The organism is Aeromonas sp. PS2Canimalfood6, from assembly GCF_048276795.1.
In the GTDB taxonomy this organism is placed as follows: Bacteria; Pseudomonadota; Gammaproteobacteria; order Enterobacterales; family Aeromonadaceae; genus Aeromonas; species Aeromonas caviae.
Genome location: NZ_JBLUXC010000021.1, coordinates 39,142 through 58,662 on the forward strand (window position 1 = coordinate 39,142; position 19,521 = coordinate 58,662).

A 19,521-nucleotide genomic window follows, 5' to 3' on the forward strand; every position below is an offset into this window, starting at 1 on the left:
AGGAGGAATCAGGGAAAGTTCGCTTGCATTGAAAAAAATGTGATGCGGGCTGCATCACAACCCCCCTTGGGCTACCATGGGGCCAGTTCTTAATCCAGGCCAATGATACTTATGAAAGCAAGTGTTGAATACCTTTGCGACGTACTCATCATTGGCAGCGGTGCCGCCGGTCTGTCCCTCGCGTTGCGATTGGCAGACCAGGCCAAAGTCCTGGTTCTGAGCAAGGGGCCCATCAGTGAGGGGGCCACTCTCTATGCGCAAGGAGGCATCGCTGCCGTGTTCGACGAGACCGACAGCATCGAATCCCACGTGAGCGACACGCTCAACGCCGGCGCCGGGTTGTGCGACCCGGCAGTGGTGGAGTTCACCGCCCGCAACGCCCGCGACTCCATCCAGTGGCTCATTCAGCAGGGAGTCCCCTTCGATCAGGAAGAGGATGCCGAGGGGGAATCCCACTATCACCTGACCCGGGAAGGGGGCCACAGCCATCGCCGCATCTTCCACGCGGCCGACGCCACCGGCAAGGCGGTGCAGCTCACCCTGATCGACCAGGTGCGCGCCCACCCCAACATCCAGCTGATGGAGCGCTTCAACGCGGTCGATCTCATCACCACCCGCAAGCTGGGTCTGCCGGGCAACAAGGTACTGGGAGCCTATGTCTGGAATCGCAACGCCGAGCAGGTCGAGGTGATCCGCGCCCGCTTCGTGGCGCTGGCCACCGGTGGTGCCTCCAAGGTGTACCAGTACACCTCCAACCCCGATGTAAGCTCTGGCGACGGCATCGCCATGGCATGGCGCGCCGGCTGCCGGGTGGCGAACCTGGAGTTCAACCAGTTCCACCCCACCAGCCTGTTCCACCCGGACGACCCCAACTTCCTGCTGACCGAGGCCCTGCGTGGCGAGGGGGCCTATCTGCGCCGCCCGGACGGCAGCCGCTTCATGCCGGAGTTTGACGAGCGGGCCGAGCTGGCCCCGCGGGACATCGTCGCCCGCGCCATCGACCACGAGATGAAGCGCCTCGGGGCGGATTGCATGTATCTGGACATCAGCCACAAGCCGGCGGATTTCATCATCAAGCACTTCCCGACCATTTATGAGCGCTGCCTCGCGGTCGGTATCGACATCACCAAGGAGGCGATGCCCATCGTCCCGGCGGCCCACTACACCTGTGGCGGCGTGATGATCGACAACAACGGCCAGACCGACATCCCCGGCCTCTATGCCATCGGCGAGGTGACCTATACCGGGTTGCACGGCGCCAATCGCATGGCCTCCAACTCCCTGCTCGAATGCGTGGTCTATGCCCATCAGGCGGGAGCCGACATCCTGGCCAAGCTGCCCACCAGCGTGGCGCCCCCCAGTCTGCCGGCCTGGGACGAGAGCCAGGTGGATGACTCGGACGAGCAGGTGGTGATCCAGCACAACTGGCACGAGCTGCGGCTGATGATGTGGGACTACGTGGGCATAGTGCGCACCAACAAGCGCCTGGCCCGGGCCAAGCGTCGCATCGATCTGCTCAAGCAGGAGGTGCAGGAGTACTACGCCAACTTCCGGGTCTCCAACAACCTGCTGGAGCTGCGCAACCTGTTGCAGGTGGCCGAGCTCATCGTCAACTGTGCCCTGGAGCGCAAGGAGTCACGCGGTCTGCACTACAACCTGGATTATCCGGACATGCAGCCGGACTCCAAGCCGACCGTGCTGACCCCGGATCGGGAATGACGCCGGATCAGGAATAAGGCCGTTGCGTTCGATTCGGGCGTATGCCCTCCCCCAGATGACCCCGCCCAGGCGGGGTCATCTGCTATGAGCGGCAGATGTAGCAGGTAGAGAGACGCCCCTAGCGGACAGCGAGGTGAATGGCGCGGGCCAGGGCGCGGTAGTGTGCAGGGGCCAGGGCATCGGAGAAGAGCCAGAGCTGCCCCTCGGAGCCCTCCACCGTCTTCAGCCGCAACCAGAGCACCCCGGGCAGGATGCGGCTGCGGGGATCCAGCCGATGGCGTGCCCCTTGCCACTCGAGCCACTCCCCATCCCAGACGAGCACGCCGCTCGCCGCCGGATGGCGGCGCAACACGCGCCACAGACTCAGCCCCCAGACAGGGAGGAACAGCCCCCATTGCCAGCCCTGGATCAGGCTGGCGACGGGCAAGAGCAGCAACAGAAACAGGATGCACAGCAGCAGACGCTGCTGGCGGGAGGCGATCACGGGCATCACTACCCGCTGGGGAGACGCGAGGCTGGCCATGAGGGGTGGCGGTCGCGAGTCGGGCTCAGCGCAGGCTGTCGTGACGGGCCTGGTTGCGCTCGAGGATCAGGGGGATCATGGCGGCAAAAGCGGGATCCTCGGGCACGCCGTGACCCATGCACCAGCGGAACAGCTCGGGATCCTCGCACTCCAGCAGGCGGATGAAGGTGCGCTGTTCGGCCTCGCCGAGGCCATCGAACTCGTGCTCAAAGAAGGGCATAAAGATCACATCCAGCTCGAGCATGCCGCGACGGCAGGCCCACTTCAGGCGGGACTTCTCACTTGGGTTCAACATGGAACTCTCCTTACAAAGACCGGGGAATGGTAGCAGCAGGATTTTCCGGCTGACAAACATTCCTTACGTCTTTACCATGCAGGTCACATACTTTCTGTCTCTGGAATCCCATCGTGAGCCTGCCGACCCCTCTTCTTCCTGCCGAGCCGACCCTGTTTTCCCTGACCAATCTGGCCATCACCCGCCTCGGCGGCCCGGATCGCGCCAAGTATCTGCAAGGTCAGGTCACCTGCGACGTCAATGCCCTGCAACCGGGCCAGAGCACCCTCGGCGGCCACTGCGATCCCAAGGGCAAGCTGTGGAGCGATTTTCGCCTGCTCTGCCTGGAAGACAGCCTGCTGATGCTGACCAAGCCCTCGGTGCTGGCCCGCCAGCTGCCGGAGCTCAAGAAGTTTGCGATCTTTGCCAAGGTCGAGATTGGCGAGTTTCAGGGCAGCCTGACCGGACTGGCCGGTCAGGGGACGGACGACTGGATGGCACAACACTTCGCGCTGACCGGCACCGGCCTGGTGGAGGGCGGCATGGCAGTCAGGGTGGAGGCGGACCGCTGGCTGCTGGCGAGCACATCCCCGCAGGCCCTGAACCTGCCGGTGGGCGACGAAGGACTCTGGTGGGGGCTGGAAATCAAAGCCGGTCTCCCTCATCTGGAAGCGGTCCATCAGGGGGAATACATCCCCCAGATGCTGAACCTGCAAGCCCTTGATGGCATTAGCTTCAACAAGGGCTGCTACATGGGGCAGGAGACGGTGGCGCGCGCCAAGTATCGCGGCGCCAACAACCGCGCCCTCTTCGTGCTGAGCGGCACCGCCGCAACGCAGGTAGCCAGCGGTGACACCCTGGAGATCCAGCTCGGTGACAACTGGCGCCGCAGCGGTCTGGTGCTCAATGCCTGGCAGCAGCAGGGTCAGGTGTGGCTCACCGCCGTGCTGCCCAAGGACACCGAGGCCGACGCCCGCTTCCGCCTCAAGCTGGAAGAGGGCTCCAGCCTCGGTCTGCAGCCCCTGCCCTATGCGTTGATCGACTGAATCCCCCCCTAGCGAGGCACCCGCGCCAGCAGTGCCTCCTGCAACCAGCGCCCCGCCTGCCCGAGCGGGCGGGCGCGATACCACTGCAACTCCAGCGCCAGTTCCGCCTCGGCGATGAAGTCCGGCTTGAGCACCACCAGCTCCCCCCGCGCCAGGGGCCGGTGCAGCAGAAACTCGGGCACCGCCGCCCATCCCAGCCCCAGTTTCACCAGCTCCAGGATCCCGAGATCCCCCTCCACCCACCACACTTGCGCCGAGAGACGGAAGCGATGACGCTCCGTCCCCTCCCGCCGTCCGGTCACCATCAACTGGCGAGCCCCTTGCAGGTCGCTCTCCTTCAACGGCGTCTTGTGGGCCAGGGGGTGATCCGGAGAGACCACCAGGGGCATGGTGACCGTCCCCAAGGAGCGGGAGACCAGCTCCCGCTCGGGGTGCGCCTTCTGATAGCTGATGCCGAGCTGGGCACGGCCGCTCTTGAGCAGCTCGGTCACGTCCTCCATCAGCGGGAACAACAGCTCCAGATCCACCGCCGGGTAACGGCTGGCGAACTCCTCCAGCAGGGAACCAAGCCAGGGCAGGTGGGAGTCATCGTCGATGGCCAGGGTGAGGCGCGACTCGACGCCGTTGGCCAGCTCGCCGGCGATGGCCTGCAGTCGCTCGCTCTGGGCCAGCAGCACCCCCGCCTCCTGACAGATGCGGGCACCCGCCTCGGTCAGCACGGGATAGCGGCCGCTGCGATCGAACAGCGCAAGACCGAGATCGATCTCCAGGTTGGCGATGGCGGCACTTACCACCGACTGGGCCTTGCCCAGCCTGCGCGCCGCCGCCGAGAACGACCCGGTCTCGGCCGTCGCCAGCAATGCCTTGAAGTGTTCCAGTGAAGGGGTCATGAGCCTGCTCCGCCGTGCTGTTGTGTCGTCACATCTATCTATTTTAGCGATAGATACCAACGTGAATCTATCCGGTTTTGGCGATACATTGCCGCCATTCCCTGACCAAAGAGAGAGACAGACCATGCGTACGACCCGTGACCGCCTGCGCCACGCCATCGGCTTCGAATTGATTGGCCTGCTGATCGCCGCCCCGCTGGCCAGCTGGGTGACCGGCGTCGGGCTCAACCACATGGGCCCCCTGGCCCTGTTCTTCTCGGTGGTCGCCACCGTCTGGAACTATGTCTACAACATCGGGGTGGACAAGCTGCTGCTGCGCTATCAGGGCCACACCCACAAGGCGCTGTGGCAGCGGGTGCTGCACACCCTGGGGTTCGAGGGGGGCCTGCTGATCGTGGCCCTGCCGGTGATGTCCTGGTGGCTCGACATCGGCCTGCTGGAGGCGCTGGTGCTGGATATGGGCTTCGTGCTCTTCTACCTGGTCTATGCCTTCGTCTACAACTGGAGCTACGACAAGGTGTTCCCCATTCCCATGGGACAGGTGCAGAAGGCGCTGGGATAAGCGATTCGAGGGGTAAGGGCGAGGCACCATCATGCGATGGCATGATGGTGCTGAAGAGGGCCTCGCGGGGTCAGGCCTGGGCCTTGACCTCTTCCGGCGGGGCATCGTCCTGCCTGGTTTCCTGGCGCATCATGGCTTCGAGGTCGCTCTGGTACTGGTTCAGCATGCGCTGGGCCGCCACCATGTCCCCCTTGTGCAGGCGCTCGAACAGATGATGCTGCACCACGCCGTTGAGGTACTCCACCGTGATGGGTTGCTCCAACGCCGACAACAGCTCCTCTTTTTCCAGCTCCGCATTGATCTCATCGACACTGGTACGCAGCAGACCGGCCAGTTGCACCAGCATGCGGCGCTCCCCTTCACGCAACAGGCTCAACATGCGGTTTCTCTGCTGCTCATTCTGTTGGGTCATACATTTCCTTACGTAGAATTGGAACAAGCCCGCTCATTCTGCCCTGTCCTTTTCACAGCGTCCATCTCGGGCGCATGACTTATTCCGGGTGCGGGGGGCCGGGTGCTATTTGCCCCCCGGCCCGGTATAGTAACGGCTGATCCAGGGGGCCCGTGCGCCCCGTTGCCGAGACCGTCCATCCCTATGACCGACGCCATTCTGGTGCTCTGCACCTGCCCCGACGAGACCAGTGCAGACCGCCTCTGCGAGCAACTGCTCGACCAGCGCCTCGCCGCCTGCATCAACCAGCTGCCCGGGGTCACCTCCGTCTATCGCTGGCAGGGCAAGACGGAACGAACCCGGGAGATCCAGCTCGTCATCAAGAGTCGGGCCGCTCTGTTCGAGCCCCTGCGCCAGTGCATTCTCGCCCACCATCCCTACGAGGTACCGGAGATCCTGGCGCTCCCGGCAAGCCAGGGCCACCCTGCCTATCTCGACTGGTTGACACAGGAGACCTCATGACCGCCTCTCGCCCCCTCTCCTTCCTGCTGATGCTGCTGGGCCTGCTCTGCGTCCTGACGACGGCCCCCGCCCGGGCCAGCAGCCAGGATCTGCTCGGCAGCCTCGGCATCGAGACCCAGCCCAGATTCCTCAAGGTGGATCAGGCCTTCGCCCTCGAGAGCGAACAACAGGGTGATCGGCTGCTGCTCCGGATACGCATCGCCGACGGCTACTACCTCTATCGCCACAGCATCCGTGTGAAGGGAGAGAACCTCGCCTTTGACGAGCCCGTCCTGCCCCCCGGCACCGAGCACGAGGATGACTTCTTCGGCAAGAGCCGGGTCTATTACCAGGAGGTGCAGATCCCCGTGGCGCTGACCCGGGTCGGGGACGCGGCCAGCCTCACCCTGAGTTACCAGGGCTGCACCGAGGGACTCTGCTACCCACCGACCGACAAGCGGATCGCCGTCGAGCCCCTCGCCGCCCCCGCCCGGGCGGAAGCGGCGGCCCCCCTTCAGGGCACCGACGTGCCGGGCAGCCAGCAGGACAGGCTGGCGGCCGCCCTCGGCAGCCAGGGGTTCTGGATCAGCGTCGCCGCCTTCTTCGCCCTGGGTCTCGGCCTCGCCTTCACCCCCTGCGTCTTCCCCATGTATCCCATCCTGACCGGGATCATCGCCGGGGCCGGGCATCGCCTCTCCACCCGTCGCGCCTTCCTGCTCTCCTTCGTCTATGTGCAGGGGATGGCGGTCACCTATACCCTGCTCGGACTCGTCGTCGCCTCGGCGGGCCTGCAATTCCAAGCGGCCCTTCAGCACCCCTATGTGCTCATCGGCCTCTCGGTGATGTTCGTGCTGCTCGCCCTCTCCATGTTCGGGCTCTACACCCTGCAACTGCCGAGCAGCCTGCAAACCCGTCTCTCGGGCTTCTCCAACCGCCAGCAGGGCGGATCCGTGGCCGGCGTCGCCATCATGGGCATGATCTCGGGACTGGTCTGCTCCCCCTGCACCACGGCGCCGCTCTCGGGGGCGCTTATCTACGTGGCCCAGAGTGGCGACCTCTGGCTCGGCGGTGCGGCCCTCTATGCCCTCTCCTTGGGCATGGGGCTGCCGCTGCTCTTGCTCGGCACCTCTGGCGGCAAGCTGCTGCCCAGGGCCGGCGCCTGGATGGATGTGATCAAGCAACTCTTCGGTTTTGCGCTGCTGGCGGTACCCATCCTGCTGCTCTCAAGGCTCCTGAGCGATCAGATGGCCACCCTGCTCTGGCTCGGCTGGGGGCTGGTGCTGTGCGGTTATCTCTATCACCACAACCAGCATCGCGCCCATTCGGTGGGCAAGAGCCTCGGCGGCTTCGTCCTGCTGCTGGCGATGATGGGCCTTGTGGTGGTGGGCAAGGATCTGCTGCTGCCACCCGAGGGGGCCAATGCCGCCGCCCAGACCCAGGCCCCCCGCTTCATTCGCATCAAGACCCTGGACGATCTCAAGGTGCAGCTTGCCGCCGCCCGCGGCAAGCCGGTGCTGCTGGATCTCTACGCCGACTGGTGCGTGGCCTGCAAGGAGTTCGAGCACAAGACCTTCAGCAATCCCGATGTGCAGGCGCGCTTCAGCGAGATGGTGCTGCTGCAGGCGGACGTCACCGCCAACGACGACGCCGACGTGGATCTGCTCAACGGCCTCAACGTGCTGGGATTGCCGACCCTCATCTTCTTCGATCGCGATGGCAACGAGGTGAACGGCCAGCGGGTGACCGGCTTCATGGGGCCTGCCGAATTTCTCGGCCAGCTGGACAAGCTGCCCTGATACCGGGTGGCCCGTGCAACCGTGTGGGCCCCCGGTTTGACCGCCATTTTTCCGGCAATCCCTTGTATATGACCGACGCCGTGGCAGAATTTGCCCTTTCCCGTCTCGTTCGTCCGGAGTTTTGATGAAAAAGTGGTTCATCCCCCTGCTGGCCCTCTGGCTTTATGGCTGCAACGCAGGTCCCGGTGAAGAGACCATCCAGAGCCAGGTCACCGCCAGGTTGCAGGCGGGCACAGATGCTGACCTGTTCGACATCCGCGACTTCGCCGTGCTCGGCAAGGAGGAGCGGATAGAGGGGGTCTATCTGGTCAAGGTGAGCTATCAGCTCCACTTCAAGCAGGGACTGGATCAGTTGCAGGTGCTGCACGACGAGGATCTCGTCTATGACAGGGTCGGCCCCTTCCAGCAGGAGATGGGGCTGATGGAGCTCGAGCGCAAATATGGCGACTTCGAGGCAGGCCAGGCCCTGGCGCAGGAGACCCAGGTCTGGATGATGAAGACGGAGCAGGGCTGGCGCCTGGCCGAGCCAGACGCGACGCAGCAGGGATAAGCCCGAGCCCCCCCCTCTCCCTAGAGCAGATCCTTCAGCCGATACCAGAGCATCCCGAGCGCCAGCAACGGAGAGCGCAACGCCGGGCCACCCGGGAAGGTCATGTGAGGGACGCGGCTGAAGAGATCGAAGCCCCGGCTCTCCCCCTTGATCGCCTCCGCCACCAGCTTGCCCGCCATGTGGGTGGCATTGAGGCCATGGCCCGAATAGGCCTGGGCATAAAAGACGTTAGGATGCTGCTCGAGGCGGCCTATCTGGGGCAGCCGGTTGGCGCCTATGCCTATCATGCCTCCCCACTGGAACTCGATGGCGGTACCCGCGAGCTCGGGGAAGACCCGCAGCAGCTTGGGCAGCATGAAGGCCTTGATGTCGCGGGGGTCACGGCCCGAGTAGTTGCAGGCCCCGCCAAACAGCAGGCGACCGTCCGCCGACAGCCGATAGTAGTCGAGCGCCACGTTCTGATCGCACACCGCCATGTTCTGTGGCAGCAAGCGCTGGCGCAGGCGCTTCTCCAGCACCTGGGTGGCGAGAATGTAGGAGCCCGCCGGCAGCACCTTGCCCCCGAGATCGGGCTGGAGGTCGCCCAGGTAAGCGTTGCAGCCGATCACCAGGTAGTCCGCGCTGACCCGGCCGTGGGCCGTGGTCACCTCGACCCGCTCGCCGTAGTCGATGTGGGTCACCCTTGAGTGTTCGAACAGGGAGACCCCGAGACTGGCTGCCGCACGCGCTTCGCCGAGGGCAAGGTTGAGAGGATGCAGGTGACCGGAGCCCATGTCGATCATCCCGCCGATATAGCGATCCGACCCGACCACGGTGTGCATCTCCTCCCGCGCCACCATTTTCAGTGCGTGCCGATAACCCAGGCTCGCCAGGTGCTCGGCATCCTCCTCGAACCCCTTCAGGTGACGCGCCTTGGTGGCGAGATCGCAATAGCCCCAGGTGAGATCGCACTCGATATTGAAACGCTCGACCCGCTCGCGCACCAGCTGCACCGCTTCGATCCCCATCAGATCCAGCTCCCGCACGCCCACCTCGCCAATCCAGCGGGCGAACTGGCTGGTATCGTGGCCGATGCCGCGGATCAGCTGGCCGCCGTTGCGCCCCGACGCTCCCCAGCCGATACGGTTGGCCTCCAGCAACACCACCTTGTAACCGGCATCGGCCAGGTTGATGGCGGTGTTGAGGCCGGTGAAACCGCCACCAATGACGCAGACGTCCGCATCCAGCTCACCACTGAGCTCGGGCCACTGCCGATGGTCGTTGCGAGTGGCCGCGTAATAGGAGGCCGTGTGTTCCTGATGTCCCTGTCTTCCTGTCTGCATGCTCAGCATCCTGCCTGGTTGCATTCGTTTACTAAATTAAACGGGTGTCATCGATAATACCCAGCCCCCCATCCCCAATCCAGCCCGTCAGGATCACAGAAATGCAAAAGGCGCCCCGAAGGGCGCCTTTTCATGCAATCAAGGTGCTGCGAATTACAGTACGTCGATGGCATTCAGGTCGGAGAAGGCCTTCTCCAGACGCGCGATCATGGAAGTCTGACCGGCACGCAGCCATACGCGCGGATCGTAGAACTTCTTGTTCGGCTTGTCGGCACCTTCTGGGTTGCCCAGCTGGCCTTGCAGGTAGGCTTCGTTGGACTTGTAGAAGTTCAGCACGCCTTCCCAGGTCGCCCACTGGGTGTCGGTGTCGATGTTCATCTTCACCACGCCGTAGGAGATGGATTCGCGGATCTCTTCCAGGGTAGAGCCGGAGCCACCGTGGAACACGAAGTCCAGGGACTTGGCAGGCAGACCGAACTTCTCGGAGACGTACTTCTGGGAGTTGTCCAGGATCTTCGGAGTCAGCTTGACGTTACCCGGCTTGTACACACCGTGCACGTTGCCGAAGGAGGCAGCGATGGTGAAGCGCGGGCTGATCTTGGACAGACGCTCGTAGGCGTAGGCCACGTCTTCCGGCTGGGTGTACAGGGAGGATTGGTCCAGGTGGCTGTTGTCCACGCCGTCTTCTTCACCGCCGGTGCAGCCCAGTTCCAGCTCCAGAGTCATGTTCATCTTGGCCATGCGGGTCAGGTACTCGCAGCAGATGTCGATGTTCTCTTCCAGAGACTCTTCGGACAGATCCAGCATGTGGGAGGAGAACAGCGGCTTGCCGGTTTCGGCAAAGTGCTTCTCGCCCGCGTCCAGCAGACCGTCGATCCACGGCAGCAGCTTCTTGGCGGCGTGGTCGGTGTGCAGGATCACCGGCACACCGTAGGCTTCGGCAACGGAGTGCACGTGCTTGGCACCGGAGATGGCACCCAGGATGGCAGCTTGCTGGCCTTCCAGCTTCAGACCCTTGCCGGCGGTGAACACGGCACCACCGTTGGAGAACTGTACGATAACCGGGGCTTTGACCTTGGCAGCAGCTTCCAGCACGGCGTTCACGGAGTCGGTACCGACGCAGTTGACGGCCGGCAGAGCGAAGCCGTTTTCCTTGGCGATGGCGAACACTTTCTGAACGTCATCACCAGTGATCACGCCGGGTTTTACGAAGTCGAAAATTTTCTTAGACATGTTTAATCGTCCTGTCTCGTATGCCGTTAATAAAAAGTGGGGGGTTCATCATGAACCGGCACAGCGGCCACATGATAAACGAAACGGGAGGCTTTTGCCCCCCGTCCCGGGTCAATTAGGCTTTGGCGCGCTCTTCGAGAATCGCGACAGCCGGCAGTACCTTGCCTTCTACGAACTCCAGGAAGGCGCCGCCGCCGGTGGAGATGTAGGAGACCTTGTCGGCGATGCCGAACTTGTCGATGGCAGCCAGGGTGTCACCACCGCCAGCGATGGAGAAGGCCGGGGAAGCGGCGATGGCTTCGGCGATCACCTTGGTGCCTTCAGCGAACTGGTCGAACTCGAACACGCCGACCGGGCCGTTCCACAGGATGGTCTTGGCGTTCATGATGATGTCGGCTAGGGCCTTGGCGGAATCCGGACCGATGTCGAAGATCATGTCGCCGTCAGTCACGTCGGACACGGACTTGATGGTGGCCGGGGTGGATTCGGAGAATTCGCTACCCACAACCACGTCGGTGGTCACCGGGATGTTGGTTTCGGCAGCCAGTTTCTTGGCGGTGTCGATCAGGTCGTGCTCGCACAGGGACTTGCCGACGTTGTGACCGGCAGCAGCGATGAAGGTGTTGGCGATGCCACCACCGACCACCAGCTGGTCAGCGATCTTGGAGAGGGATTCCAGCACGGTCAGCTTGGTGGATACCTTGGAGCCGCCAACGATGGCAACCATGGGGCGCTCGGGCTTGAGCATGGCTTTGCCCAGGGCTTCCAGTTCACCGGCCAGCAGGGGGCCTGCACAGGCAACCGGCGCGAACTGGGCCACACCGTAGGTAGAACCTTCGGCGCGGTGAGCAGTACCGAACGCATCCATTACAAAGACGTCACACAGGGCGGCGTATTTTTTGGCCAGATCGATGGTGTTCTTCTTCTCGCCTTTGTTGAAGCGGCAGTTTTCCAGCACAACCAGCTCACCGGCGGCGACGTCTACGCCATCCAGGTAGTCTTTGGCCAGACGAACCGGGCAGGACAGTGCGTCTTTCAGATAGTTGACAACCGGAGCCAGGGAGAATTCTTCGTTGTATTCACCCTCGGTCGGACGACCCAGGTGGGAGGTGATCATCAGCTTGGCGCCCTTTTCCAGAGCCAGCTTGATGGTCGGCAGAGTCGCAACGATACGTGCATCGGAAGTGACCTTGCCGTCTTTTACCGGCACGTTCAGGTCAGCACGGATCAGAACGCGTTTGCCCGCCAGATCCAGGTCGGTCATCTTGATAACAGACATATTCAGTCCTCTATATATTTTCAGGTAATGTTAAAAAAACAGTAACCTTGCGCCCGGTGCAGACTCTCAGCCTGCGGCCATCATGGCCCGGGTGGTATCCAGCATGCGGTTGGCGAAGCCCCATTCGTTATCGCACCACATCAACATCTTGACGAGGTTGGCATCGCTGACCCGGGTCTGGGTACCATCAATGATGCAGGAGTGTGCATCATGATTAAAGTCTACGGAGACCAGTGGCTCTTCCGTGTAGTCCAGAATACCGTGTAATGTACCTCTGGATGCCCGTTGCAGGGCTTGATTTACGTCACTAACTGTCACTTTTTTACGAACAGTAATGCTCAGATCCATGGCGGTTACATTGATGGTCGGTACCCGTACCGCGATCGCCTCGAACTTGCCGGCAAAGTGGGGAAGGATACGTTCCAACCCCTTTGCCAGCTTGGTGTCCACCGGGATGATGGACTGGCTGGCTGCCCGGGTTCTGCGCAAGTCGCCGTGATAGGCATCGATGACTTGCTGATCGTGCATGGCCGAATGAATTGTCGTAATAGTACCACAATTTATCTCGAATTCTCGATGCAATGTTTCGATGACGGGGACCACGCAGTTGGTGGTACAGGAGGCGTTGGAGACGATCCGCTCCCGCCCGGTCAGCACCTGGTGGTTGACCCCGTAGACGATGGTGGCGTCCACGTCCGCGTCCGCCGGATGGGAGAAGAGCACCTTGCCCGCTCCCGCCCCCAGATGCAGCTCGGCATCGGCCCGGGAGCCGAACACCCCGGTGCAGTCCAGCACCACGTCCACCCCCAGCGCCCGCCACGGCAAGTTCGACGGATCCCGCTCGGCAAACAGGGCGATGAGATCCTCCCCCACCTGCATGCTGTTGCCCGCCAGTTGTACCGGATAGCGGAACCGGCCGTGGCTGGTGTCAAAGCGGGTCAGGTGCACCATGGCCTCGGGGGCCGCCAGCTCGTTGATGGCCACTATCTTGATGGTCTTGTCGCGGCCGCTCTCGTAGAGGGCCCGCAGCACGTTGCGGCCGATGCGGCCATAGCCGTTGATGGCAATCTTGATCATGGAAACGTTGTGTCCTTAGCTGCGACAAAGGGATGGGAGGAAGGGGCGACTCACGAGAGCAGTGCCTCGCGAAAGACGCCGCGGGCCAGCAGTGCGGCACCGAATACCCCGGCGCTGTCCCCCAGAGCCGGCGCTACCATGGGGGTGGCGAAGCGGGGGTTGAACAGGAAGGGCAATACCGTTTCGCGCCCGGCGCGATAGAGGCTCTGCACATTGCCCACGCCGCCACCGATGACGATGACGTCCGGATCGAGAATATTGATCACGTTGGCGAGGGCCTGGCCGAACAGCAGGTGCAACCTGTCCATGGTGAGCCTGGCGACATGATCATGGGCACTGGCCGCAGCAATCTGGGCGAGCGAGAGACGGCGTTTGGTCCTGGCCTCGTACCAGGCCTCCAGCGCCGGGCCGCTGATGAGGGTTTCGACGCAGCCGCGCTTGCCGCAGTAGCACTCTGGCCCCTCCGGCAACAGGACGTTGTGCCCCCACTCCCCGGCGATGCCGTGGTGACCGTTGAGGATCTGGCCGTTGATGACGATGCCGGCCCCGACTCCGGTGCCCATGATGATGCCGAACACCACGCGTGCAGAGGAATGATGCTGGCGCACCGCCCCCAGATGGGTTTCCGCCAGGGCGAAACAGTTGGCGTCGTTGGCGATGAGCACGGGGACGCCCAGCCTGCGCTCCAGATCTTCCTTGAGCGGCTTGCCGTTGAACTCGGTGGTGTTGCTGTTTTTCAGCAGCCCGGTCTGGGGGTCCCGGGCCCCCGGCGTCCCCATGCCGATGAGTGCAGGACGCTGACCGAGTTTGGCGGCACACTCGTCCACCAGTTTGGCGATCTGGCCCAGCATGTGCTGGTAGCCGCCGTGCCGTTCAGTAGGAATGCGGTGGCGCAGCAACACCTCGTCGCCATCGAGCACCACGCACTCGCACTTGGTCCCGCCAAGGTCGATGCCCCAATCCCACGCCCGCTTCTCCATCCAGCCTCCTGCCCCTCAACGACCCCATCCCGGCCACGACTGCCAACATGGGGGTGCAGTGTAACCCGAGCCGCGACCAGGATGCAGCCCCCTGTGTCACGGACAGCAAAACGGGGCCCGCAGGCCCCGTTCATCACGCTGTTTGCCGCCCTCAGCGACCGTGGTACCGGGCGGAGAGTTCATGCACCGCGTTGACGAACACGCCGGCATGTTCCGGGTCCACATCCTGATGGATGCCGTGGCCCAGGTTGAAGACATGACCGTTGCCATGACCGAAACCGGCCAGAATGGTGGCGACCTCTTCGCGGATCCGCTCCGGGGTGGCGTAGAGCATGGAGGGGTCCATGTTGCCTTGCAGCGCCACCTTGTCGCCGACCCGGCGTTTGGCGTCCGCAATGTCGGTGGTCCAGTCCAGCCCCAGGGCATCACAGCCGGTGGCGGCGATCTGCTCCAGCCACTGCCCGCCGTTCTTGGTGAACAGGGTGACCGGCACGCGGCGACCGTCGTGCTCGCGGATGAGGCCGTCGACGATCTTGTGCATGTACTGCAGGGAGAAGTCGCGGTAATCCCGCGGGGTGAGCACGCCGCCCCAGGTGTCGAACACCATGACCGCCTGGGCACCCGCCTTGATCTGGGCGTTGAGGTAGGCGATGACGCTGTCCGCCAGCTTGTCGAGCAGCAGGTGCAGGGTCATGGGCTCGGCGTACATCATCTGCTTGATCTTGGTGAACGCCTTGGAGCTGCCCCCCTCCACCATGTAGGTGGCCAGGGTCCAGGGACTGCCGGAGAAGCCGATGAGCGGCACTTCGCCCTTGAGCTCGCGGCGGATGGTGCGCACCGCGTTCATCACGTAGCCGAGCTCGTCTTCCGGATCCGGCACAGGCAGGGCCTGCACGTCGGCCATGGACTGGATGGGGCGCTCGAAGCGCGGGCCTTCCCCGTGCTCGAAGTAGAGGCCCAGGCCCATGGCGTCGGGCACGGTGAGGATGTCGGAGAAGAGGATGGCGGCATCGAGCGGGTAGCGGCGCAGGGGCTGCAGGGTGACTTCACAGGCCAGCTCGGCGTTGCGGCACAGGGACATGAAGTCCCCCGCGACGGCGCGGGTCGCCTTGTATTCCGGCAGGTAGCGGCCAGCCTGACGCATCATCCACACCGGGGTCATGTCCACATCCTGGCGCAGCAGGGCACGCAGGTATCGATCGTTCTTCAGCTCTTTCATCCCAGTTCCTGACTCATCTCACGCATAAAATGGCGGACATGATACCACTTTGTACAAGGCTGAGGGCGGCCCAAAGGTGCCGTTGAGCCGTCCGAGTGCAAAGATGTGAGGGGGCGCAAACAAGCGCCCCGCGTTTCCTGCCGGTCTGGGGGTCGTCAGCCCTCGTCGGCGAGGCACTGTTCGATAAGCCGGCGCGCTATGGTGCCATGAGGGGGCAAGCGCGGCAGCCGGTCAGCCTCAAAGAAGCCTGCCGCCACCAGTTCGTCATCCTGCACCCGGATCTCGCCGCTCTCGTAGTCGGCGGTGAAGCCCATCATCAGGCTGTGGGGGAAGGGCCAGGGCTGGCTCGCCACGTAACGCACATTGGTCACCCGGATGCCGCTCTCCTCGAACACCTCCCGCGCCACGCACTGCTCCAGATTCTCCCCTGCCTCCACGAAGCCGGCCAGCACGGTATACATGGGATCATCCGCCTGATAGTGACGGCGGTGGGCTGCCAGCAAGATGGCCGGCCCCTTGCGCACCGCGACGATGATACAGGGGGAGATGCGCGGATAGACGACATGGCCGTGATGACACCCCTGGGCCCACTCCCCTTCCCTCGGGGTCATGGGGGCGCCGCACTCACCGCAGAAACGATGGGTACGGCGAAAGGTGGCGAGCTGCCAGGCCCGTCCTGCGAGGCGAAAGCCCTCTTCGTCCCCCGCCACCATGAGCTGGCGCAGCGGGGCCATGGCCCCGGTCTCCGCCTCAGCCCCCAGATCCAGCAGATGGCAAGGCAGGCCGTCCCACTCGTCGAAGCGCTCGAAGGAGGCGGTGTGCAGATGGGTGGGCAAAACGGCGCGGGGCCCTTGTGGAATGCGCCCCTGTTCATCCAGCAGGACGAGGTGATCGCCCCCCAGCACGAACCAGAAGGCCTGTTCAGTTGATGACATATGATGAAGGCTCTTGTTGAGAATGCGCGCGGCACAGGATCGTTCGCCTCATCTTACGAGCGGGAAGGGCCGATGGCGACCCCCGACATGGCCCTCTTCTCGCCAGACACACCATGAAAAAAGGCCGCCTCTGGCGACCTTTCATCCTGTTGACCGCCCGGACGATCAGTTCATCCAGCGCTCGCTGCTCTTGCGACGGCGCGGGAGCATGGGCAGGAGGATCCCGAGCAGGATGCCCCCCCCCACCATGGCACCACCGCGGATGAACCAGTCCATCTGCATGTCGTGCTCACGGTTGTCATAGCTCTGGGTCAGGGCGTCGTTCTGTTCCTTGAGGCTGCTCATCTCGGCGCTCTGGCTGTCCAGACGGGCTTTGAGGCTGGCGATCTCCTTGCTCTGCTCGGCGATCTTGCCATCCTTCTCGGCGAAGCGTTTCTCGTTGTCGCCATTGAGGTTCAGCAGGCGGGCCTTGGCTTCGTCCAGCTCTTTCTGAACCTGGGGAAGGCGTTCACGCAGGCTGATCTCCCCCTGCAGCTCGCTGTTCTTGATCCAGCCCTCGCGGCCACGACCGTCCACCACCTGGGTGAATCCGGCCTCCTGGTTTACCGCCTTGACCTCCAGCGGCTCACCGGCCTTGACGCTGCCGAGGATCCGGTACTGGGTACCCGGACCGTTGTGGATATAGGTAAAGATGTTGTCTGAAACATAGCGGGTATCGGCCAGTGCCTGTTGGGCACACAAGCAGATCAGGATCCCGAGAAGGGCGCGCATGGTCGATCGATTCTCTTCGTTGGATTAGGTTGCAGGCCGAATGTTAAGCCGCCTGCGGGTCAAAGGACAAGCAAAGAAAAGCGCCATCTCCCCGAGTGAGAGCTGTCTCGCAGCGCCGCCGGTTTGCCACGCGACCATTCCAGACGTCGTACCTACTTCTGTTTCAGCGCCTGCACCTCGGCGCGCAGGGCCTTGAGCTCTTTGAGCAGTTGCGCCTGCTGCTCGCTCTGCTGGCGTCGCCACACCGCGGTGTCATCGTTGGTCTTGCCGGGATGGACGAACAGGCTGGCCATGAAGCCGCTGAGGGCGCCAAACAACCCCACTCCAAAGAGGATCAGCAGGCTGGCGACGAAGCGCCCCTCCTCCGTCTTGGGCACCAGATCCCCGTACCCCACGGTAGAGAGGGTCACCAGCGTCCACCAGAAGGCATCGTAAGGAGTCTGGATCTGGCTGCCGGGTTGCCCCGTTTCCAGCCAGTACATGACGCCGGAGCCGACCCCCAGCAACAGGAAGAAGAGGAAGAGAATGCCGGAGAGGGTGGTTTCGTTGCGTTCACGACGGAACATGGCCAGCAGATCCGGTCTGTCCCGGAGCAACTGGTAGACCCGCCACAGCTGGATGAGCCGCGCCCAACGTAGTTGTTCCACCATGGGCAGGCTGCCGGGCAGATAGAACCAGTTGCTCTTGAAGAAGGCCATCCTGTCGGAGGCGCGCGCCCAGCCATAGGCGAAGTGAGCGAGGAAGAAGTAGCAGATCAGACTGTCGACATCATAAAAGAGCTGCAAAGTCTGGGGGCTCAGTTCACCGTGCCCCAGCCAGCGAGCAGCCACCAGGCAAACCGAAATCACGGAGAGAAACCCCATCAGCAGATCCATGGTACGCAAATGAGTTAAGTGATGTCGCATACATTTTCCAACTTTAAGCACGGTGCAAATTAATAAAAAGGAAGATAATGCCGATAGCTATGACGGCAAAGGAATAATGGACGTTGAAAGGAGAAAAATTATGCAGTTGAACCCGCTGGAGAGGCGCATGAGCAACATCCGACTGGTGCCCAAGGTGGTGCTGCTCATGGTGTTCAGCACCCTGCTGCTGCTGGCCAAACTCTGGTTCGATGCCAGCAACCTGGAAGCGACCCTGCTCAGCGAGGGCATTGATGCCGCCATGGCCAACACCATCGCCGATCGCCTGCTCTGGACCGGGCTGGTGGAGACGGCGCTCATGGGGGTCGTCTTCGTGGTGCTGCTGCTCACCGGCTCCCGCCTCATGGTCAAGCAGGTCCACTACCTGGTGGGGCTGCTGGAGCGTTTCGCCAACAAGGATCTCAGCCACAGCGTGCTGCTCAAGTCCCGGGACGAGTTCGGCGACATCGCCAAGGCGGTGGCCCACTCCCAGGAGAACCTCAAGGAGGTGTTCGGAACCCAGCGTGCCGCCTGCAAGGAGCTCAACGAGATCGCCTCCCAGGTGACTCTCTGTATGGATGAGGCGAACGAGGCCATCAACGAGGAGTTCACCCAGATTGAGCAGCTTGCCAGCGCCATGAGCCAGATGGTGGGTGCCATTCGAGAAGTGGCCAACCACGCGGAGCAGGCGTCCCACGCCACCGCCGAAACCAGCCAGCTGGCCGAGGAGGGCAGCCGCTGCGTGGCGGCTACCGTCAACACCATCGACACTCTCTCCGGCAACATCCAGCGCTCCTCCACCGTGGTCAACGAAGTGGAGCACGGGGTCGATCGCATCGGCTCCGTGGTGGACACCATCCGCAGCATCTCCGAGCAGACCAACCTGCTGGCCCTGAACGCCGCCATCGAGGCCGCCCGCGCCGGTGAGGCGGGTCGCGGTTTTGCCGTGGTCGCCTCCGAGGTGCGCGAACTCGCGAACCGTGCCCAGGCGGCCACCGTCGAGATCCAGAAGATGATCGAGCAGCTTCAGGGCAACGCCCGCCAGGCCGTCGGCCTGATGGCCGAGAGCGTGCAGCAGGCGGACAAGGGGGTGGAGCAGGTGACCCAGGCAGGTACCCAGCTCGACACCATAGTGCAACGGGTGCAGGGAGTGGCCGACATGAACCGCCAGATCGCCGCCGCCTCCGAGCAGCAGAGCTCGGTCGCCGAGGAGATGAATGCCAACCTGGAGCAGGTCAAACAGGTGGTGGAAGGCTCCGTCGTGGTGCTGCGGGAGCTGAAAGATGCCTCCGAACTGGTGGAACACCACAGCCAGACGCTGGACAGCCATATCCAGGCCTTCAAGCTGGCCTGATGCTGGCGCCCATCGTCAAACCTTCAGGCTGGCCTGAGGTCGTGATTTGAGTACACTGGAAGGCCCCCTTAGGGGCCTAATGCCAGTCAGTTAAGCCTGACTGGCATTGTTTTTACTAGGTTTTCTCGTCGCATACTTCTGTGGTTTGGCTTTGATGCACCTTGGGTAACTTCGTTCTCGGCGGGCGGGTAACTTGA

The 19,521-nt window shown here is 63.1% G+C and carries 20 protein-coding genes; 7 read left to right on the plus strand and 13 right to left on the minus strand.

Annotated features, from left to right (window positions below):
- Positions 1-111: 111 nt before the first annotated feature.
- Complete coding sequence (gene nadB, locus ACNPAA_RS10880; RefSeq protein WP_048208412.1) at positions 112-1,719, plus strand: L-aspartate oxidase; 1,608 nt, start codon at positions 112-114, stop codon at positions 1,717-1,719.
- Between the two features lie 118 nt (positions 1,720-1,837).
- Here the strand turns inward: nadB and ACNPAA_RS10885 are convergent, their stop codons facing one another.
- Together ACNPAA_RS10885 and ACNPAA_RS10890 are read right to left on the minus strand one after the other, a co-directional pair.
- Complete coding sequence (locus ACNPAA_RS10885; RefSeq protein ID WP_182936367.1) at positions 1,838-2,209, minus strand: protein YgfX; 372 nt, start codon at positions 2,207-2,209, stop codon at positions 1,838-1,840.
- Between the two features lie 58 nt (positions 2,210-2,267).
- Complete coding sequence (locus ACNPAA_RS10890; RefSeq protein WP_010675648.1) at positions 2,268-2,537, minus strand: succinate dehydrogenase assembly factor 2; 270 nt, start codon at positions 2,535-2,537, stop codon at positions 2,268-2,270.
- A 113-nt stretch (positions 2,538-2,650) separates the two neighbouring features.
- Between ACNPAA_RS10890 and ygfZ the strand changes: the two genes are divergently transcribed.
- Entirely contained in the window at positions 2,651-3,562 is a 912-nt protein-coding gene (ygfZ, locus tag ACNPAA_RS10895; protein WP_042881539.1) for a tRNA-modifying protein YgfZ, read from the plus strand.
- Between the two features lie 8 nt (positions 3,563-3,570).
- Here the strand turns inward: ygfZ and ACNPAA_RS10900 are convergent, their stop codons facing one another.
- A complete protein-coding gene (locus ACNPAA_RS10900; RefSeq protein ID WP_417891761.1) occupies positions 3,571-4,452 on the minus strand; it encodes a LysR family transcriptional regulator in 882 nt (293 codons plus the stop codon).
- A 124-nt stretch (positions 4,453-4,576) separates the two neighbouring features.
- On the opposite strand from ACNPAA_RS10900, the gene ACNPAA_RS10905 reads away from it, so the two are divergent.
- The gene (locus tag ACNPAA_RS10905; RefSeq protein WP_039040541.1) at positions 4,577-5,014 is read left to right on the plus strand and encodes a PACE efflux transporter; all 438 of its coding nucleotides are present in this window, start codon (positions 4,577-4,579) and stop codon (positions 5,012-5,014) included.
- Positions 5,015-5,084: 70 nt separating this feature from the next.
- Here ACNPAA_RS10905 and ACNPAA_RS10910 read toward each other — a convergent pair whose 3' ends face one another.
- Positions 5,085-5,426, minus strand: a complete 342-nt coding sequence (locus ACNPAA_RS10910; protein WP_039040542.1) for a hypothetical protein — start codon at positions 5,424-5,426, stop codon at positions 5,085-5,087.
- A gap of 183 nt (positions 5,427-5,609) precedes the next feature.
- Between ACNPAA_RS10910 and cutA the strand changes: the two genes are divergently transcribed.
- The 3 genes from cutA (at position 5,610) to ACNPAA_RS10925 (ending at position 8,252) form a co-directional block, all read left to right on the plus strand.
- A complete protein-coding gene (gene cutA, locus ACNPAA_RS10915) occupies positions 5,610-5,927 on the plus strand; it encodes a divalent-cation tolerance protein CutA (RefSeq protein WP_010675653.1) in 318 nt (105 codons plus the stop codon).
- Positions 5,924-7,702 carry a protein-disulfide reductase DsbD gene (locus ACNPAA_RS10920; protein WP_417891762.1) on the plus strand — a complete coding sequence of 593 codons (1,779 nt, stop codon included), beginning with the start codon at positions 5,924-5,926 and terminating at the stop codon, positions 7,700-7,702. Before cutA ends, ACNPAA_RS10920 begins: the two co-directional genes overlap by 4 nt.
- Before the next feature lie 124 nt (positions 7,703-7,826).
- On the plus strand, positions 7,827-8,252 hold the full coding sequence (locus ACNPAA_RS10925; RefSeq protein WP_221366163.1) for a hypothetical protein: 426 nt from the start codon (positions 7,827-7,829) through the stop codon (positions 8,250-8,252).
- 20 nt (positions 8,253-8,272) lie between these two features.
- Here the strand turns inward: ACNPAA_RS10925 and ACNPAA_RS10930 are convergent, their stop codons facing one another.
- The 9 genes from ACNPAA_RS10930 to ACNPAA_RS10970 all read right to left on the minus strand — a co-directional run bounded on the left by ACNPAA_RS10930 (position 8,273) and on the right by ACNPAA_RS10970 (position 17,973).
- The gene (locus ACNPAA_RS10930; RefSeq protein ID WP_417891763.1) at positions 8,273-9,574 is read right to left on the minus strand and encodes an NAD(P)/FAD-dependent oxidoreductase; all 1,302 of its coding nucleotides are present in this window, start codon (positions 9,572-9,574) and stop codon (positions 8,273-8,275) included.
- 153 nt (positions 9,575-9,727) lie between these two features.
- The gene (gene fbaA, locus ACNPAA_RS10935; RefSeq protein WP_161470279.1) at positions 9,728-10,807 is read right to left on the minus strand and encodes a class II fructose-bisphosphate aldolase; all 1,080 of its coding nucleotides are present in this window, start codon (positions 10,805-10,807) and stop codon (positions 9,728-9,730) included.
- 115 nt (positions 10,808-10,922) lie between these two features.
- The gene (locus ACNPAA_RS10940) at positions 10,923-12,086 is read right to left on the minus strand and encodes a phosphoglycerate kinase (protein WP_010675659.1); all 1,164 of its coding nucleotides are present in this window, start codon (positions 12,084-12,086) and stop codon (positions 10,923-10,925) included.
- Between the two features lie 66 nt (positions 12,087-12,152).
- Positions 12,153-13,163, minus strand: coding sequence for an erythrose-4-phosphate dehydrogenase (epd, locus tag ACNPAA_RS10945; RefSeq protein ID WP_041211676.1), 1,011 nt, complete (start codon positions 13,161-13,163; stop codon positions 12,153-12,155).
- 50 nt (positions 13,164-13,213) lie between these two features.
- Positions 13,214-14,143 carry an ROK family protein gene (locus tag ACNPAA_RS10950; protein ID WP_161470280.1) on the minus strand — a complete coding sequence of 310 codons (930 nt, stop codon included), beginning with the start codon at positions 14,141-14,143 and terminating at the stop codon, positions 13,214-13,216.
- A gap of 151 nt (positions 14,144-14,294) precedes the next feature.
- Positions 14,295-15,362 carry a uroporphyrinogen decarboxylase gene (gene hemE, locus ACNPAA_RS10955; protein WP_417891764.1) on the minus strand — a complete coding sequence of 356 codons (1,068 nt, stop codon included), beginning with the start codon at positions 15,360-15,362 and terminating at the stop codon, positions 14,295-14,297.
- A 155-nt stretch (positions 15,363-15,517) separates the two neighbouring features.
- A complete protein-coding gene (nudC, locus tag ACNPAA_RS10960; protein WP_103243721.1) occupies positions 15,518-16,297 on the minus strand; it encodes an NAD(+) diphosphatase in 780 nt (259 codons plus the stop codon).
- A gap of 165 nt (positions 16,298-16,462) precedes the next feature.
- Positions 16,463-17,068 carry a TIGR04211 family SH3 domain-containing protein gene (locus ACNPAA_RS10965; RefSeq protein WP_010675664.1) on the minus strand — a complete coding sequence of 202 codons (606 nt, stop codon included), beginning with the start codon at positions 17,066-17,068 and terminating at the stop codon, positions 16,463-16,465.
- Positions 17,069-17,220: 152 nt separating this feature from the next.
- Positions 17,221-17,973 (minus strand): potassium channel family protein, encoded by a 753-nt coding sequence (locus ACNPAA_RS10970; protein WP_029314808.1) that lies wholly within the window; start codon positions 17,971-17,973, stop codon positions 17,221-17,223.
- 100 nt (positions 17,974-18,073) lie between these two features.
- On the opposite strand from ACNPAA_RS10970, the gene ACNPAA_RS10975 reads away from it, so the two are divergent.
- Positions 18,074-19,324: a methyl-accepting chemotaxis protein gene (locus ACNPAA_RS10975; RefSeq protein ID WP_010675666.1), complete on the plus strand. Its 1,251-nt coding sequence runs from the start codon at positions 18,074-18,076 to the stop codon at positions 19,322-19,324.
- Positions 19,325-19,521: the final 197 nt, after the last annotated feature.

Bases quoted from the DNA above. Each gene is read 5' to 3' on its own strand.
- nudC (WP_103243721.1), bottom strand. From the start codon at position 16,297: ATGTCATCAACTGAACAGGCCTTCTGGTTCGTGCTGGGGGGCGATCAC.
- ACNPAA_RS10900 (WP_417891761.1), bottom strand. From the start codon at position 4,452: ATGACCCCTTCACTGGAACACTTCAAGGCATTGCTGGCGACGGCCGAG.
- ACNPAA_RS10940 (WP_010675659.1), bottom strand. From the start codon at position 12,086: ATGTCTGTTATCAAGATGACCGACCTGGATCTGGCGGGCAAACGCGTT.
- ACNPAA_RS10970 (WP_029314808.1), bottom strand. From the start codon at position 17,973: ATGCGACATCACTTAACTCATTTGCGTACCATGGATCTGCTGATGGGG.
- ACNPAA_RS10920 (WP_417891762.1), top strand. From the start codon at position 5,924: ATGACCGCCTCTCGCCCCCTCTCCTTCCTGCTGATGCTGCTGGGCCTG.
- ACNPAA_RS10890 (WP_010675648.1), bottom strand. From the start codon at position 2,537: ATGTTGAACCCAAGTGAGAAGTCCCGCCTGAAGTGGGCCTGCCGTCGC.
- ACNPAA_RS10930 (WP_417891763.1), bottom strand. From the start codon at position 9,574: ATGCAGACAGGAAGACAGGGACATCAGGAACACACGGCCTCCTATTAC.
- ACNPAA_RS10950 (WP_161470280.1), bottom strand. From the start codon at position 14,143: ATGGAGAAGCGGGCGTGGGATTGGGGCATCGACCTTGGCGGGACCAAG.
- ACNPAA_RS10925 (WP_221366163.1), top strand. From the start codon at position 7,827: ATGAAAAAGTGGTTCATCCCCCTGCTGGCCCTCTGGCTTTATGGCTGC.
- cutA (WP_010675653.1), top strand. From the start codon at position 5,610: ATGACCGACGCCATTCTGGTGCTCTGCACCTGCCCCGACGAGACCAGT.
- epd (WP_041211676.1), bottom strand. From the start codon at position 13,163: ATGATCAAGATTGCCATCAACGGCTATGGCCGCATCGGCCGCAACGTG.
- ACNPAA_RS10885 (WP_182936367.1), bottom strand. From the start codon at position 2,209: ATGCCCGTGATCGCCTCCCGCCAGCAGCGTCTGCTGCTGTGCATCCTG.
- fbaA (WP_161470279.1), bottom strand. From the start codon at position 10,807: ATGTCTAAGAAAATTTTCGACTTCGTAAAACCCGGCGTGATCACTGGT.
- ACNPAA_RS10965 (WP_010675664.1), bottom strand. From the start codon at position 17,068: ATGCGCGCCCTTCTCGGGATCCTGATCTGCTTGTGTGCCCAACAGGCA.
- ACNPAA_RS10975 (WP_010675666.1), top strand. From the start codon at position 18,074: ATGCAGTTGAACCCGCTGGAGAGGCGCATGAGCAACATCCGACTGGTG.
- ACNPAA_RS10910 (WP_039040542.1), bottom strand. From the start codon at position 5,426: ATGACCCAACAGAATGAGCAGCAGAGAAACCGCATGTTGAGCCTGTTG.
- nadB (WP_048208412.1), top strand. From the start codon at position 112: ATGAAAGCAAGTGTTGAATACCTTTGCGACGTACTCATCATTGGCAGC.
- hemE (WP_417891764.1), bottom strand. From the start codon at position 15,362: ATGAAAGAGCTGAAGAACGATCGATACCTGCGTGCCCTGCTGCGCCAG.
- ACNPAA_RS10905 (WP_039040541.1), top strand. From the start codon at position 4,577: ATGCGTACGACCCGTGACCGCCTGCGCCACGCCATCGGCTTCGAATTG.